The 13,650-nt window shown below is 63.1% G+C and carries 12 protein-coding genes; 10 read left to right on the top strand and 2 right to left on the bottom strand.

Translation table 11 applies throughout. The annotated features are described in order from the left end of the window. Positions 1-298: 298 nt before the first annotated feature. From ACODTD_RS00480 to glyA, 5 genes are all read left to right on the top strand, one after another. A complete protein-coding gene (locus ACODTD_RS00480; RefSeq protein ID WP_011333741.1) occupies positions 299-1,504 on the top strand; it encodes a benzoate/H(+) symporter BenE family transporter in 1,206 nt (401 codons plus the stop codon). Next, positions 1,501-2,673: an NAD(P)/FAD-dependent oxidoreductase gene (locus ACODTD_RS00475; RefSeq protein WP_011333740.1), complete on the top strand. Its 1,173-nt coding sequence runs from the start codon at positions 1,501-1,503 to the stop codon at positions 2,671-2,673. The genes ACODTD_RS00480 and ACODTD_RS00475 overlap by 4 nt, the downstream gene beginning before the upstream one ends. A 30-nt stretch (positions 2,674-2,703) precedes the next feature. Next, positions 2,704-3,135, top strand: a complete 432-nt coding sequence (locus ACODTD_RS00470; RefSeq protein ID WP_007958112.1) for a Rid family detoxifying hydrolase — start codon at positions 2,704-2,706, stop codon at positions 3,133-3,135. 92 nt (positions 3,136-3,227) lie between these two features. After that, entirely contained in the window at positions 3,228-4,496 is a 1,269-nt protein-coding gene (locus ACODTD_RS00465) for a threonine synthase (protein ID WP_285355198.1), read from the top strand. Beyond that, complete coding sequence (glyA, locus tag ACODTD_RS00460) at positions 4,493-5,731, top strand: serine hydroxymethyltransferase (protein ID WP_011333738.1); 1,239 nt, start codon at positions 4,493-4,495, stop codon at positions 5,729-5,731. The genes ACODTD_RS00465 and glyA overlap by 4 nt, the downstream gene beginning before the upstream one ends. A 16-nt stretch (positions 5,732-5,747) precedes the next feature. On the opposite strand, the gene ACODTD_RS00455 is transcribed toward glyA, so the two are convergent. Next, positions 5,748-6,047, bottom strand: coding sequence for a hypothetical protein (locus ACODTD_RS00455; protein ID WP_221614920.1), 300 nt, complete (start codon positions 6,045-6,047; stop codon positions 5,748-5,750). Positions 6,048-6,127: 80 nt separating this feature from the next. Then, positions 6,128-6,898: an AraC family transcriptional regulator gene (locus tag ACODTD_RS00450; RefSeq protein ID WP_011333736.1), complete on the bottom strand. Its 771-nt coding sequence runs from the start codon at positions 6,896-6,898 to the stop codon at positions 6,128-6,130. A gap of 239 nt (positions 6,899-7,137) precedes the next feature. Between ACODTD_RS00450 and ACODTD_RS00445 the strand changes: the two genes are divergently transcribed. The 5 genes from ACODTD_RS00445 (at position 7,138) to ACODTD_RS00425 (ending at position 13,646) form a co-directional block, all read left to right on the top strand. Further along, positions 7,138-8,769, top strand: coding sequence for an APC family permease (locus ACODTD_RS00445; protein WP_201820141.1), 1,632 nt, complete (start codon positions 7,138-7,140; stop codon positions 8,767-8,769). A 22-nt stretch (positions 8,770-8,791) separates the two neighbouring features. Continuing rightward, positions 8,792-9,718: a 4-hydroxyproline epimerase gene (locus ACODTD_RS00440; RefSeq protein ID WP_011333734.1), complete on the top strand. Its 927-nt coding sequence runs from the start codon at positions 8,792-8,794 to the stop codon at positions 9,716-9,718. 55 nt (positions 9,719-9,773) lie between these two features. After that, complete coding sequence (locus ACODTD_RS00435; RefSeq protein ID WP_064595748.1) at positions 9,774-10,721, top strand: dihydrodipicolinate synthase family protein; 948 nt, start codon at positions 9,774-9,776, stop codon at positions 10,719-10,721. Positions 10,722-10,801: 80 nt separating this feature from the next. Continuing rightward, positions 10,802-12,394, top strand: a complete 1,593-nt coding sequence (locus ACODTD_RS00430) for an aldehyde dehydrogenase (NADP(+)) (RefSeq protein ID WP_201820144.1) — start codon at positions 10,802-10,804, stop codon at positions 12,392-12,394. Continuing rightward, positions 12,384-13,646 carry an NAD(P)/FAD-dependent oxidoreductase gene (locus tag ACODTD_RS00425; protein ID WP_489104286.1) on the top strand — a complete coding sequence of 421 codons (1,263 nt, stop codon included), beginning with the start codon at positions 12,384-12,386 and terminating at the stop codon, positions 13,644-13,646. The genes ACODTD_RS00430 and ACODTD_RS00425 overlap by 11 nt, the downstream gene beginning before the upstream one ends. Positions 13,647-13,650: the final 4 nt, after the last annotated feature.

The raw sequence follows: 13,650 nt of genomic DNA, 5'->3' as shown, positions 1-13,650 counted from the left end.
CGGAGGTTAGGCAACTAATAAATCAACCCAATCGATCAATTGAGTCGATTGATGCCACGATTGAATCGATACGCGTCGTGGCCTTGAAATATTTGCGAAATAATTTATCGGCTTATTAATCAAATACTTAATCTGGCAATAGCGGAAAAACAGGAACTGATAGCAAAAAAACATCTCGTAACAACCCGGCGGACTATTGAATCAACTCAATCCATTCAAATACACTCATCTCGAATCGAATCAATCGACTCAATTCTCCTGACCACTGCGCGACTCCGCCGCGCCAAGCCGAGACATCATGGACACAATCAGAAAGGACCTATCCCTCTCAGCCGTCATTGCGGGCTTCATTGCCGTGATCATTTCCTATGCCGGCCCGCTCATCATCGTGTTCCAGGCCGCCAAGGAAGCACACCTTCCGAATGACGTGGTGTCATCGTGGATCTGGGCCATTTCCATTGGCAGCGGAATTACCGGTCTGTTGTTGAGCTGGCGCCTGCGGATCCCGGTGATCACGGCGTGGTCGACCCCAGGTGCGGCGTTGCTGGTGTCGATGCTGCCGACCGTCACCCTGCCCCAGGCCATCGGCGCTTATATAGTGGCCTCGCTGATCATCGCCATCGTGGGCCTGTCCGGCGCCTTCGACAAATTGATGAGCCGGCTGCCCAAAGCCATCGCCGCCGCCATGCTCGCGGGCATTCTGTTTCGCTTCGGCGCCGAGCTGTTCACCTCGATCAAGCTGCAGCCAGAGCTGGTGCTGTCGATGATTGCGGCGTACCTGATCTTCAAACGCGTCTCGCCGCGCTACGCCATTCTGTCGGTGCTGATTGTCGGCTGCGCCGTCGCCGCCTCGTTCGGCACTCTCAACAGCGGCTCGATCACCATCGCCGTGGCCCAACCGGTATTCATCGCCCCTGAATGGAGCTGGCACGCGATCATCAACATCGGCCTGCCGCTGGCGCTGGTGACCCTGACCGGCCAATACGTGCCGGGCATGGCGGTGTTGCGCACCTCGGGCTACAACACCCCGGCCCGCTCGATCATTTCGGTCACTGCAATCGGTTCGGTCCTGATGGCGCCGTTCGCCTCCCACGGCTTCAACCTGGCGGCCATCACCGCCGCGATCTGCACCGGCCGCGAAGCCCACGAAGACCGCGACAAGCGCTACATTGCCGGGATTGCCTGCGGGGTGTTCTACATCCTGATGGGCACCTTCGGCGCGACCCTGGCGTCGGTGTTTTCCGCCCTGCCCAAAGAACTGATCGCCTCCCTCGCCGGCCTCGCCCTGTTCGGCGCAATCAGCGCCGGCCTGACCGGTGCCATGGCTGACGAGAAACAGCGCGAAGCCGCCCTGATCACCTTCCTGGTAACGGCTTCCGGCATGAGCTTCCTCGGCCTGGCCGCCGCGTTCTGGGGCTTGATCTTCGGCCTTGTCGCTCACTTCGTGCTGACCTGGACCCGGGAAAGCAAAGCCGCCGCCATTGCCGAGGGCAGCCGTCCATGACCGCCCGTTACGATTTCATTGTGGTGGGCGGCGGCATCGCCGGTGTCTCGGCCGCTTATGAGCTGGCCGCTCACGGCAGCGTCTGCCTGCTCGAACAGGAACAGCAACTGGCCTATCACACCACTGGCCGTTCGGCGGCGATCTCGATGGAAAGCTACGGCAACCAGCAGATCCGCTCGCTGACCTGCGCGTCCCGACGCTTCTTCGAGAACCCGCCGGAAGGTCTGGCCGAGCATCCGCTGTGGGCACCTCGGGGTGCCTTGATCGTGGCGCAGGCCGCGCGGGTGGACAAACTGGCGGCGCGGTTCAATGCGGTATTGGCGCAAGTGCCAAGCGCGAAGTTCCTCGATGCCAAGCAGGTGCTGGAACTGGTGCCCTACCTTGCCGAAGGCGCCTGGAGCGCCGGGATCTATGAACCCAGCGCTTTCGATCTGGATGTGCACGGAATCCACGGCGCCTACCTCGGCGGCCTGCGTGCCCGGGGCGGCGTGGTCAAACGCGAGAGCGAAGTGCTGCGCGGCGAACGGCGCGCCGGGCACTGGACCTTGCATACTGCTGACGGCCAGCAACTGCAAGCCGCCATCGTGGTCAACGCGGCCGGCGCCTGGGCCGATGAACTGGCCGAGCGCTGCGGCGTGCCCAAGGTCGGCGTGCGACCGTTGCGGCGCACCGTGCTGGCAGTCGATCCGCAGTGCGACGTGCACCACACGCCGTATCTGGGCACGGTCGACGAAGACATTTTCATCAAGCCCGAGGCCGGTCGGCTGATCGTTTCTCCCTGCGACGAAAGCCCTTCGCTGCCCTGCGATGCGTTGCCGGAAGAACTGGATCTGGCGATCACCATGGATCGCCTGCAGAACACCACACGCCTGCGCCCACGCTCGATCATCAATAAATGGGCCGGCCTGCGCACGTTTGTCGCCGACCGCTCGCCGGTGCTTGGCCAGGATCCCGAAGAGGAAAGCTTCATCTGGCTGGCCGCTCTCGGTGGCTACGGCATTCAGGCCGCGCCGGCCATCGCCCGGCTGTGCGCCCACGCCGCGCTGGGTGTTGCCATGCCGAAGGATCTGGCGGCGCTGCAACTCAATTACCAGCACTTTTCCCCGGCTCGCTGCCGCGACGAGGCATTTGCCCGTCTGGCCGTGAAACAGGTTGCCGATTTGCACTAACCCACCACCCACCCAACAAGGATCGTCACCATGCAAACCAACGCTCAAATCCAGTCCGCCGCCAAGCCATTCCTGGGCGAAGAAAACGTGATTTTCACCGACAAGGCGCCTCTGCCGCTGGGCACCTATTCCCAGGGGATCAAGGTCAGTCACGGGCAGACCATCTACCTGTCGGCCCAGACACCCGTGTCGGCGCTGAACAACGAAGTGTTGGCCAAGGATTTCGAAGGCCAGTTGCGCCAGACCCTCGACAATCTGGCGCAAATGGCCGAGGCCGCCGGTGGCAGCCTGGCGAACGTGGTCAAGGTGACGGCGTTCATCACTGACCTGAGCGAGTTCCCGACCCTGAACCGGGTCATGGAGGAGTACTTCACCCCGCCGTATCCGGCCCGCACCACTGCCGGCGCCAGCGCCCTGGCGCGCAATACCCTGGTCGCCATCGACGCCATCATGGTGGTCTGAAACACCGTCTGTCAGCAGTGCCCGCCGGTCCGTTTTTTCGGACCGGCGTTGGCAGGGAATGCACCCGCACAGCGTACTTCCAGGGGATGGCCATGAAGAATTCGTACAGAGAGTATGTGTTGCAGTGTCTGGTGTGCGACCGCAGCTACCAGCCGCACGAGGTCAGTTATTTCTGCCCTCATTGCAAAGTCGATGGTGCCCTTGACGCGCTTTACGATTACCCGACGCTCAGACGTGAATGGCCCAAAGAAAGCCTGGCCCACCACCAGGCCCGTGGCATGTGGCGCTATGACCGACTGATGCCGTTGAGCTCGACGCAGTTCATTCCGCCGCTACTGGTGGGCAATACGCCGCTGTACGCACCGACCGATCTGCTCGGCAAAGGCTCGCGGATCAAGGTCTTGATCAAGGATGAATCGCGCCAGCCCACCGGGTCGCTGAAGGATCGCGCCAGCGCGTTGGCCGTGGCTCACGCCATGCAGTCCGGTGCGCGCACCGTGGCGGTGGCCAGCACCGGCAACGCGGCTTCGGCACTGGCCGGAATGAGTGCCAGTCTGGGCCTGCACAACGTGATCTACCTGCCCCGAAGCGCACCCCGTGAAAAGCGCGCGCAGATGCAGGGCTACGGCGCCGAGATCGTGCTGGTCGACGGTCAGTACGACGAAGCCTTCGAGCAATGCCTCAACGCCTGTGAACGATACGGCTGGTACAACCGCACCACCGGCATCAATTCGTACATGAGCGAAGGCAAGAAAACCGTCGCCTTCGAGATCTGCGAACAACTGCACTGGCAGGTGCCGGATCTGGTGTTCGTGCCCGTCGGCAATGGCTGCATTCTGGGCTCGGTCTACAAGGGTTTCTTCGACCTGCTGCAACTGGGCTGGATCGAGCGCATCCCGCGCCTGATCGGCGTGCAGGCCGAGCACAGCAACTTCATGTACCGGGCCTGGCGCAGTGACCGACCGATGCAGCAGACTGAACGCATCGCCCCCACCAGCCTGGCCAGCAGCATCAACGTGGCGCTGCCCCGCGACCGGCTCAAAGCCATGCGCGCGGTGACCGCCAGCGAGGGCGAATTCATGTGTGTCAGCGACGCGAGCATCGTCGCCGCCGCATCGAAGCTTGCCGCCAGCACCGGCGTGTTTCCCGAAGCCGGCGCCGCCAGTGCCTTCGCCGGCCTGCTGAAGTACGCCGAACAACACCCCGACACCGCGCAAACCGCCGTGATCCTGATCACCGGCAGCGGCTTGAAAGACACCTCCATTTTTCTCTCCGACAAGGCCGCGAGCCCGTCACGTGTGTTCCCTCATCACGTGCCGACCACGCTGACCGAAACGCTTGCACAAGGAATCACCGCATGAGCCTGCAAAATTTCGACCCCGCCATTGCCCGCCTGATCGACCGCGAACGCAATCGCCAGGAAACTCACCTGGAACTGATCGCCTCGGAAAACTACGTCAGTGAAGAAGTGCTCCAGGCCCAGGGCTCGCTGCTCACCAACAAGTACGCCGAAGGCTATCCGGGCCGGCGCTATTACGGCGGCTGCAAGGTCGTCGACGAGATCGAGAACCTGGCCATCGAACGCGCCCGCAAACTGTTCGGTTGCGAGTACGTCAACGTCCAGCCGCACTCTGGTTCACAGGCCAATCAGGCGGTGTTCCTGGCGGTGCTTGAGCCCGGCGACAGGATACTGGGCATGTCCTTGGCCCACGGCGGGCACCTGACCCACGGTGCCTCGGTGAATTTCTCCGGGAAGTTTTTCCAGGCCTTCACCTATGGGCTGGAGAAGGACAGCGAAACCCTCGACTACGATCAGATGGAAGACCTGGCCCGCGAACACCGGCCGAAGATGATCATCGCCGGCGCTTCAGCCTATTCGCGCGTCATCGACTTCCCGCGCTTTCGCAAAATCTGCGATGAAATCGGCGCTTACCTGATGGTCGACATGGCCCACTACGCCGGTCTCATCGCGGCGGGCGTGTACCCTTCGCCGGTGGGCATCGCCGACTTCATCACCTCGACCACGCACAAGACCCTGCGCGGCCCGCGCGGCGGCCTGATTCTGGCCAAGGCCGAATACGCTGCCGTGCTCGACAAGACGATCTTCCCGGTTTATCAGGGCGGCCCGCTGATGCACGTGATCGCCGCCAAGGCTGTGGCGTTCAACGAAGCTCTGGGCGACGAGTTCAAGCATTACCAGCAACGGGTGATCAACAACGCCCGGACCATGGCCGACGTGCTGACCCGACGCGGATTGCGCGTGGTGTCCGGCGGCACCGACTGCCACATGTTCCTGCTCGACCTGCGCGCGATGAACATCACCGGCAAGGACGCCGAAGCCCTGCTGGAAAGCGCTCACATCACGCTGAACAAGAACGCGATCCCCGATGACCCGCAGAAACCGGCGATCACCAGCGGCATCCGCATCGGCACGCCGGCACTGACCACTCGCGGTTTCGGTGAGGCCGAATGCGCCGAAGTGGCCAACCTGATCGCCGACCTGCTGGAGCAACCGGACAACACCGCGCGGGTGGAAAACATCCGCCGTCGAGTGATGCACCTGTGCGAATGCTTTCCGGTGTACCTGCTGACGTGACGAGTAGGCCGGCCGCTCAGTTCTTGCACTTGGCCAGCACCACCTGGCAAGTGTCGGGTGTGCCACCGGAGCGGCCGGCATAACGAATGCAGTTGTTCAGGGATTTCTGTCGGGCGATGTTCAAGGATGAACCCCAGGCCAGCCCGCCTTCGCCTACCGTTGGCAGCGCCTTGGCATAACAACTGTCGCCGACCCCGGACGCGGGATACCGGTTCTTGGCCGCCCGACTGGAGCAGCCGGCGGTCAGCACCAGACTGACGGCAATCAGGCTCGGCAGGATCCATGACGAGCATTGGCACAGCCGCTTTGCGCTCATCGCGTTTCCTCTGCCGCAAGGCCTGTCATGTGATGGGGGGAATGCCCCTATGAGTCTAGTCGTGACGGACCGATACCGACTCAACGTTCCGTCGCCTGCCGGTACTGGCGCGGGGTGAACCCGGTCGATGCCTTGAACTGCCGAGTGAATGCGCTGTGATCGGTGTAGCCGCATTGCAGCGCCACCTCGGTGATCGGCAGCTCGGTGAGCAACAAGCGGTGGGCATGATCCAGCCGCACCTTCTGGATCATCTGCCTCGGCGTCAGGTGGAACACCCGTTTGCAATAGCGTTCCAGTTGCGCCACCGAGATACCGGCGATTCGGGTCAATTCGCTCAATGTCACCCGCCGATTGAAATGCGCGCGGATGTGTTCATCGACCGCCGCCAGTCTCTGGAATGCTGGATGTGTTTCGGCGGCTGATTGCAGATCCACCGAAATCCCCGCGAGGCCGATGATCTCGCCGTCACGGTTGTACAGCGGACGCTTGTGCGTCAGGCACCAACCCGGTTCGCGACTGCCGTACAGGTGCAGTTCCAGCTGATCCTCCAGCACCAATCCCTCTTCCAGCACCCGCCGATCCTGCTCGGTATAACCCGGTCCCAGTTGCGCCGGAAATACCTGCGCACTGGTTTTCCCGAGCAGCGGTTTCAAGTCTTTCAGGCCGCAGCGTTGCACCAGCGTGCGATTGGCCAGGACGTACCGCGCCTGCACATCCTTGATGAAGATCGCCGCGTTCGGAATCACGTCCAGCATCGGCAACAGCGGTGCCACGCCGGCCAGCAGTGCGTCGAGGGTATGCGGCCGATGGCGCTCATCGCCCTGGCACAGGATCGCAAACGCGTTCTGCATGTGAAGGTCTTCCCCGGTGAGTGGATCGGCCTGAAAACGTGCCCGCCCTGAGGCGTTCGCGTGCAGATTGCAGCAACGTTTGCGGCGTGTCGAGCGCCGCCGTCTTTCTTCGCAACTGTGCCGATTTCGTCATCCGCAGCTGCGCAAAACATCAATCGCCCGACGCCCGATGAGTTCACTGTTTAGCCGTTCCAGTGACTCACACCTGCCTATCCAATAACTCACAAGAAGGCGATGCCATGTCAGGCCAAGGCAAGTTCAAAAAACAACTTTCATTGATCGACCTCACCTTTATCGGACTGGGGGCGATCTTCGGTTCCGGCTGGTTGTTCGCGGCCAGTCACGTGTCGGCGATAGCCGGGCCGGCGGGGATTTTTTCCTGGTTGCTGGGCGGGTTCGCCGTGTTGCTGCTGGGCATCGTCTACTGCGAGCTGGGCGCGGCATTGCCAAGGGCCGGCGGCGTGGTGCGTTACCCGGTTTACAGCCACGGGCCGCTGCTCGGTTACTTGATGGGTTTCATCACGCTGATCGCGTTTTCCAGTCTGGTGGCGATTGAGGTGGTTGCCTCTCGCCAATACGCGGCGGCCTGGTTTCCGAGCCTGACCAAGGCCGGCAGCGGTGATCCGACCCTGCTCGGCTGGCTGGTGCAGTTCGGCCTGCTGTGCGTGTTCTTCCTGCTCAACTACCGCAGCGTGAAGACCTTCGCCAAGGCCAACAATCTGGTCAGCGTTTTCAAATTCATCGTGCCGCTGCTGGTGATCGGCGTGCTGTTCACCTTCTTCAAACCGGAAAACTTTCAGATCCAAGGCTTCGCCCCTTTCGGACTCTCGGGCATCGAGATGGCCGTCTCTGCCGGCGGCGTGATCTTCGCCTACCTCGGCCTGACCCCGATCATCTCGGTGGCCAGCGAAGTGAAGAACCCGCAACGCACCATCCCGATTGCGCTGATCCTGTCGGTGCTGCTTTCCACTGCGATCTACGTGTTGCTGCAAACCGCCTTCCTCGGCGGCATCCCGACCGAACTGCTCGCCAATGGCTGGGCCGGGGTTTCCAAGGAATTCGCCCTGCCGTACCGCGACATCGCCCTGACGCTGGGCGTGGGCTGGCTGGCGTATCTGGTGGTCGCCGACGCGGTAATCTCCCCCAGCGGCTGCGGCAACATCTACATGAACGCTACGCCTCGAGTGATCTACGGCTGGGCGCAGACCGGCACCTTCTTCAAGGTCTTCACCCACATCGACGCGAAGTCCGGCATCCCGCGTCCGGCACTGTGGCTGACCTTCGCCCTGTCGGTGTTCTGGACCCTGCCGTTCCCATCGTGGGAAGCGTTGATCAACGTGGTGTCCGCCGCGCTGGTACTGAGCTACGCCGTCGCTCCAGTGACCGTCGCCGCGCTGCGTCGCAATGCCCCCGACATGCCGCGCCCGTTCCGGGTCAAGTGCATGGGCGTGCTGGGGCCGGTGTCGTTCATCATCGCAGCGCTGATCGTTTACTGGTCGGGCTGGAACACCGTGTCCTGGCTGCTCGGCCTGCAAATCCTGATGTTCGTCGTCTACCTGCTTTGCGGCCGCTTCGTGCCGACCTCTCACCTCAGCCTGTCCCGGCAAGTGCGCTCGTCAGCGTGGCTGATCGCCTTCTACGCGGTGACCATCGTCCTGTCGAAACTCGGCACCTTCGGCGGCCTGGGCATCCTCATCCATCCATTCGACACCCTGGTCGTCGCAGCCTGTGCAATGGGCATTTATTACTGGGGCGCCGCTACCGGCGTACCGGCACACCTGCTGCGCCTGGAATCCGAAGAGGATGAAAGCGAAGTCGCTTCGCCGTCCCCCGCCTCCACCGCCAATCCTCGCGCCGCCGGCGCTTACTGAAATCACTTAACGGGACCTGTCCATGAAACGAGTACACGTCATTGATTCCCACACCGGCGGCGAGCCCACGCGTCTGGTGATGAAAGGTTTTCCCGATCTGCCCGGCCACACCATGGCCGAGAAGCGCGATGCCCTGCGCAACCAGCATGACCAATGGCGCCGCGCCTGCCTGCTGGAACCGCGTGGCAACGATGTGCTGGTGGGCGCGCTGTATTGCGAGCCGGTGTCGCCGGACGCCACCTGCGGGGTGATCTTCTTCAACAACGCCGGTTACCTCGGCATGTGCGGCCACGGCACCATCGGTCTGGTCGCATCGCTGCAGCACCTGGGGCTGATCGCGCCGGGGGTGCACAAGATCGACACCCCGGTCGGCCCGGTCAGCGCAACGTTGCATGAAGACGGTGCCGTGACTCTGGGCAACGTGCCGGCTTATCGATTTCGTAAGCAGGTGGCGGTGGAAGTGCCGGGATACGGTCGTTTCCTCGGCGACGTGGCCTACGGCGGCAACTGGTTTTTCCTGGTCTCCGAACACGGCCAGACCCTGACGATGGACAACGTCGAAACCCTGACCGACCTCACCTGGAAAATGCTCAAGGCCCTCGAAGAGCAAGGCATCCATGGCGAGGACGGCGCGCTCATCGACCATATCGAACTGTTCGCCGATGACGCCGAAGCCGACAGCCGCAACTTCGTCATGTGCCCCGGCAAAGCCTACGACCGCTCCCCTTGCGGCACCGGCACCAGCGCCAAACTGGCGTGCCTGGCCGCCGACGAAAAACTCGCGCCCGGCGAGCGCTGGGTGCAGGCGAGCATCACCGGCAGCCAGTTTGAAGGCCGCTTTGAATGGGAAGGCGAACGCATCCGCCCGTACATCACCGGCCGCGCCCACATGACCGCCGACAGCACGCTGCTGATCGACGAAACCGATCCGTTCGCGTGGGGCATCTGAGCCGCTGCGCTGTTTTTTCAACCCCCTCTGAAAGACCGTTCCAAGGAGAACAATAATGAGCGACAACATCTTCACCGGCTGCATGCCCGCCCTGATGACCCCGTGCACCGCCGCGCGCAAACCGGACTTCGATGCGCTGGTGGCCAAGGGTCGCGAGCTGATCGACATCGGCATGAGCGCCGTCGTGTACTGCGGCTCCATGGGCGACTGGCCGCTGCTCACCGAAGCCGAGCGTCAGGAAGGCGTGGCGCGGCTGGTGGCCGCCGGGATTCCGACCATCGTCGGCACTGGCGCGGTCAACACCCGTGAAGCGGTGTCCCACGCGGCCCATGCGGCGAAGGTCGGCGCGCAGGGTTTGATGGTGATTCCTCGGGTGCTGTCCCGTGGCGCGTCGGCGGCGGCGCAAAAAGCCCACTTCGCGGCGATTCTGCAAGCCGCGCCGAACCTGCCGGCGGTGATCTACAACAGCCCCTACTACGGCTTCGCCACCCGCGCCGACCTGTTCTTCGAACTGCGCCGTGAATACCCGAACCTGATCGGCTTCAAGGAATTCGGCGGTGGCGCCGACCTGCGCTACGCCGCTGAAAACATCACCTCCAAGGATGATGACGTGACCTTGATGGTCGGTGTCGACACCCAAGTGGTGCACGGCTTCGTCAACTGCAACGCCACCGGCGCCATCACCGGAATCGGCAACGCCCTGCCCCGCGAAGTGCTGCAACTGGTGGCCCTGAGCAAGCAGGCCGCCAAGGGTGACGCCAAGGCCCGGCGCCAGGCCCGCGAACTGGAATCGGCGCTGGCGGTGCTGTCGTCCTTCGACGAAGGCACGGATCTGGTGCTGTATTACAAACACCTGATGGTGCTCAACGGCGACAAGGAATACACCCTGCATTTCAACGAAACCGATGCCTTGAGCGACTCGCAACGCCGTTACGCGGAAGCCCAGTACACGCTGTTCCGTCACTGGTACGAAAACTGGTCGGCGGAACAGAACTTCGCCTGACCTGCCGCTGCGCTCCAGCCCGCCGCCACCCACGGCGGCGGGCCTTATTCGTGACCTGTTTTATTGATAAGGAATGCGCCATGACCCTGACGGGCCAACTGCTGATCGGTCAGCAAACCCTCACCGGCGACCGCGACGTCATCCAAGGGATCAATCCCGCCACCAACCTGCGTTTGGAGCCGGCCTACGCCGGTGGTTCTGCCGAGCATGTCGAGCAGGCCTGCGCACTGGCCTGGACGGCGCTCGACCGTTATCGCGAGACATCGCTCGAGGCACGAGCCGAATTCATTGAAACCATCGCGGGCGAAATCGAAGCCCTCGGCGACGAACTGATCGACCGCGCCTTGGCCGAAACCGGCCTGCCGCGCCCGCGCCTGCTGGGAGAACGGGGCCGCACCTGTCAGCAACTGCGCTTGTTTGCCCACACCGTGCGGGCCGGTGAATGGCTGGATGTGCGAGTCGACACCGCGCAGCCGCAACGCCAGCCAATGCCGCGTTCGGATCTGCGTCAGCGCCAGATTCCACTGGGCCCGGTGGCGGTGTTTGGCGCGAGCAACTTTCCACTGGCGTTCTCGGTGGCCGGTGGCGATACCGCGTCGGCGCTGGCCGCCGGCTGCCCGGTGATCGTCAAGGCCCACGGCGCCCATCCCGGCACCAGCGAACTGGTCGGCCGCGCTATTGCGCGAGCGGTCAAGGCCTGTGGTTTGCCGGAAGGTGTGTTCTCGTTGCTCTATGGCTTGGGCCGTGAAGTCGGGATTGCGCTGGCCAGCGATCCCCGGATCAAGGCTGTCGGCTTCACCGGTTCGCGCAGTGGTGGTCTCGCGCTGATCAAAGCGGCTCAAGCCCGGCCCGAGCCGATTCCGGTGTATGCGGAAATGAGTTCGATCAATCCGGTGTTGCTGTTTCCGGCAGCTCTGCAAAATCGCGCCGAGGCATTGGCCCAGGGTTTTGTGGCTTCGCTGACATTGGGCGCCGGTCAGTTCTGCACCAATCCCGGTCTGGTCATCGCTCGCAAGGGGCCGGCGCTGGACGCTTTCATTGGCGCAGCCAGCGAACTGATCCAGCGCAGTCCCGCGCAGACCATGCTCACGCCGGGAATTTTCAACGCCTACGAATCCAGCGTGAATGCCCTCGCGGAAAATACCCGGGCGCGTATTGCCGCCGTCGGCCAGCGCGCGTCGGATCCGAATCAGGGCCAGGCTCATGTGTTCGTCACCGACGCCGCCGACTTCCTCGCCGATCATTCGTTGCAGGCCGAAGCCTTCGGCGCCGCCTCCTTGATCGTGCAATGCGCCAGCGACGCTGAAATCCGTCAGGTGCTCGAACAGCTGGAAGGCCAACTGACCGCCACGCTGCACCTGGATGACGAGGACCTGGAACAGGCCCGCGCCTTGCTGCCGACCCTGGAGCGCAAGGCAGGACGCCTGCTGGTCAACGGCTGGCCGACCGGCGTTGAAGTCTGCGATGCGATGGTGCATGGCGGGCCGTTCCCGGCGACCTCCGATTCGCGCACCACCTCGGTGGGCACCGCGGCGATCCTGCGTTTCCTGCGCCCGGTCTGCTATCAGGATTTCCCCGACCGCCTGCTGCCGTCCGCGCTCAAACACGCCAATCCACTGTCGCTGCGTCGCTTGCTCGATGGCCAAAGGGAAACCGCGAAAAATGCCGAATAACCCGTACGACATCGCCGTGGTCGGCGCCGGCATCATCGGTGTCGCGAGTGCCCTGCGCCTGGCCCGTCAGGGTTTGCGGGTGGTGGTGATCGACCCGCAGGAACCGGGCCACGGCGCCTCGTTCGGCAACGCCGGACACCTGGCGACCGAGCAGGTGTTTCCGATTGCCGACAGCTCGATCCTCAAACGCCTGCCGGCCATGCTCATGGACCCGATGGGCCCGCTGCGTCTGGACTGGAAATACCTGCCCCGCGCCCTGCCCTGGTTCGCACGGCTGTTGCTGAACCTGCGCTCGGCACCGTTCCAGCGCACCGTTGCCGGGTTGCGCGCGCTGAATGAAAGCTCGCTGGATGCCTGGCACCGCTTGCTGAATGACATTCAGCGCCCCGAGCTGTTGAAGATGGAAGGTTCGCTGCTGGTGTTCGAACGACCCGACTCACGCCCGGCCCTTGAAGCATTGCAGCGACGCATGCAACAGCAACAAGTGCCGGTAGATTGGTGGCAAGCCGGGGAGGTACGCGAGACCGCGCCGCAACTCAGCGAACAGATTCAGGGCGGACTGTTTTTCCCGAACACCGGGCATTTCATCGATCCCTACCGCGTCGTTTGTGAGTTGGTCGAGGCGGCGAAAGCCAGCGGCGTGCAGTTTGTGAAACAGGCCGTTCAGGGCGGGCAACTGCACGAGCATGGCGTCAATCTGATGACCGGAACCGGCGCCCTGTCCGCTCGCCAGGTACTGATCGCCTGTGGCGCCCACTCGGCAAAACTCACCGCTGCACTGACTGGCAAAAAAGTCCCGCTGGACACCGAGCGCGGCTATCACCTGATGCTGCCTCACGAACACAACCGACTGCCCTTCCCCGTCACCTCGCTGGAACGCAAATTCATCATGGCCCCAATGTCCGAAGGCCTGCGCCTGGCCGGCACCGTGGAATTCGCCGGCCTAGAAGCCCCACCGACCATGGCCCGCGCCTGGCAGTTGCATCGGTTGAGCCAGGGGTTGTTTCGTGATGAGTTGAGTGTCGAAGCAGCCACACCGTGGATGGGGTTTCGGCCATCGCTGCCGGATTCGTTGCCGGTGATCGATCGGGTGTGTGACGGCAAAGTATTGCTTGCGTTCGGGCATCAACATCTGGGGCTGACGCAGGCGGCGGTGACGGCGGAGATGGTTGGGGGGATGGTATTGCCGTCGGCGCAGGACACGGCGCGTATTCTCCCGTCGAGCGAGCCCTATCGGCTGGATCGCTTTTGAGTGG

Source organism: Pseudomonas sp. FG35 (assembly GCF_057809295.1).
This window is presented reverse-complemented; position numbering and strand designations above follow the sequence as displayed.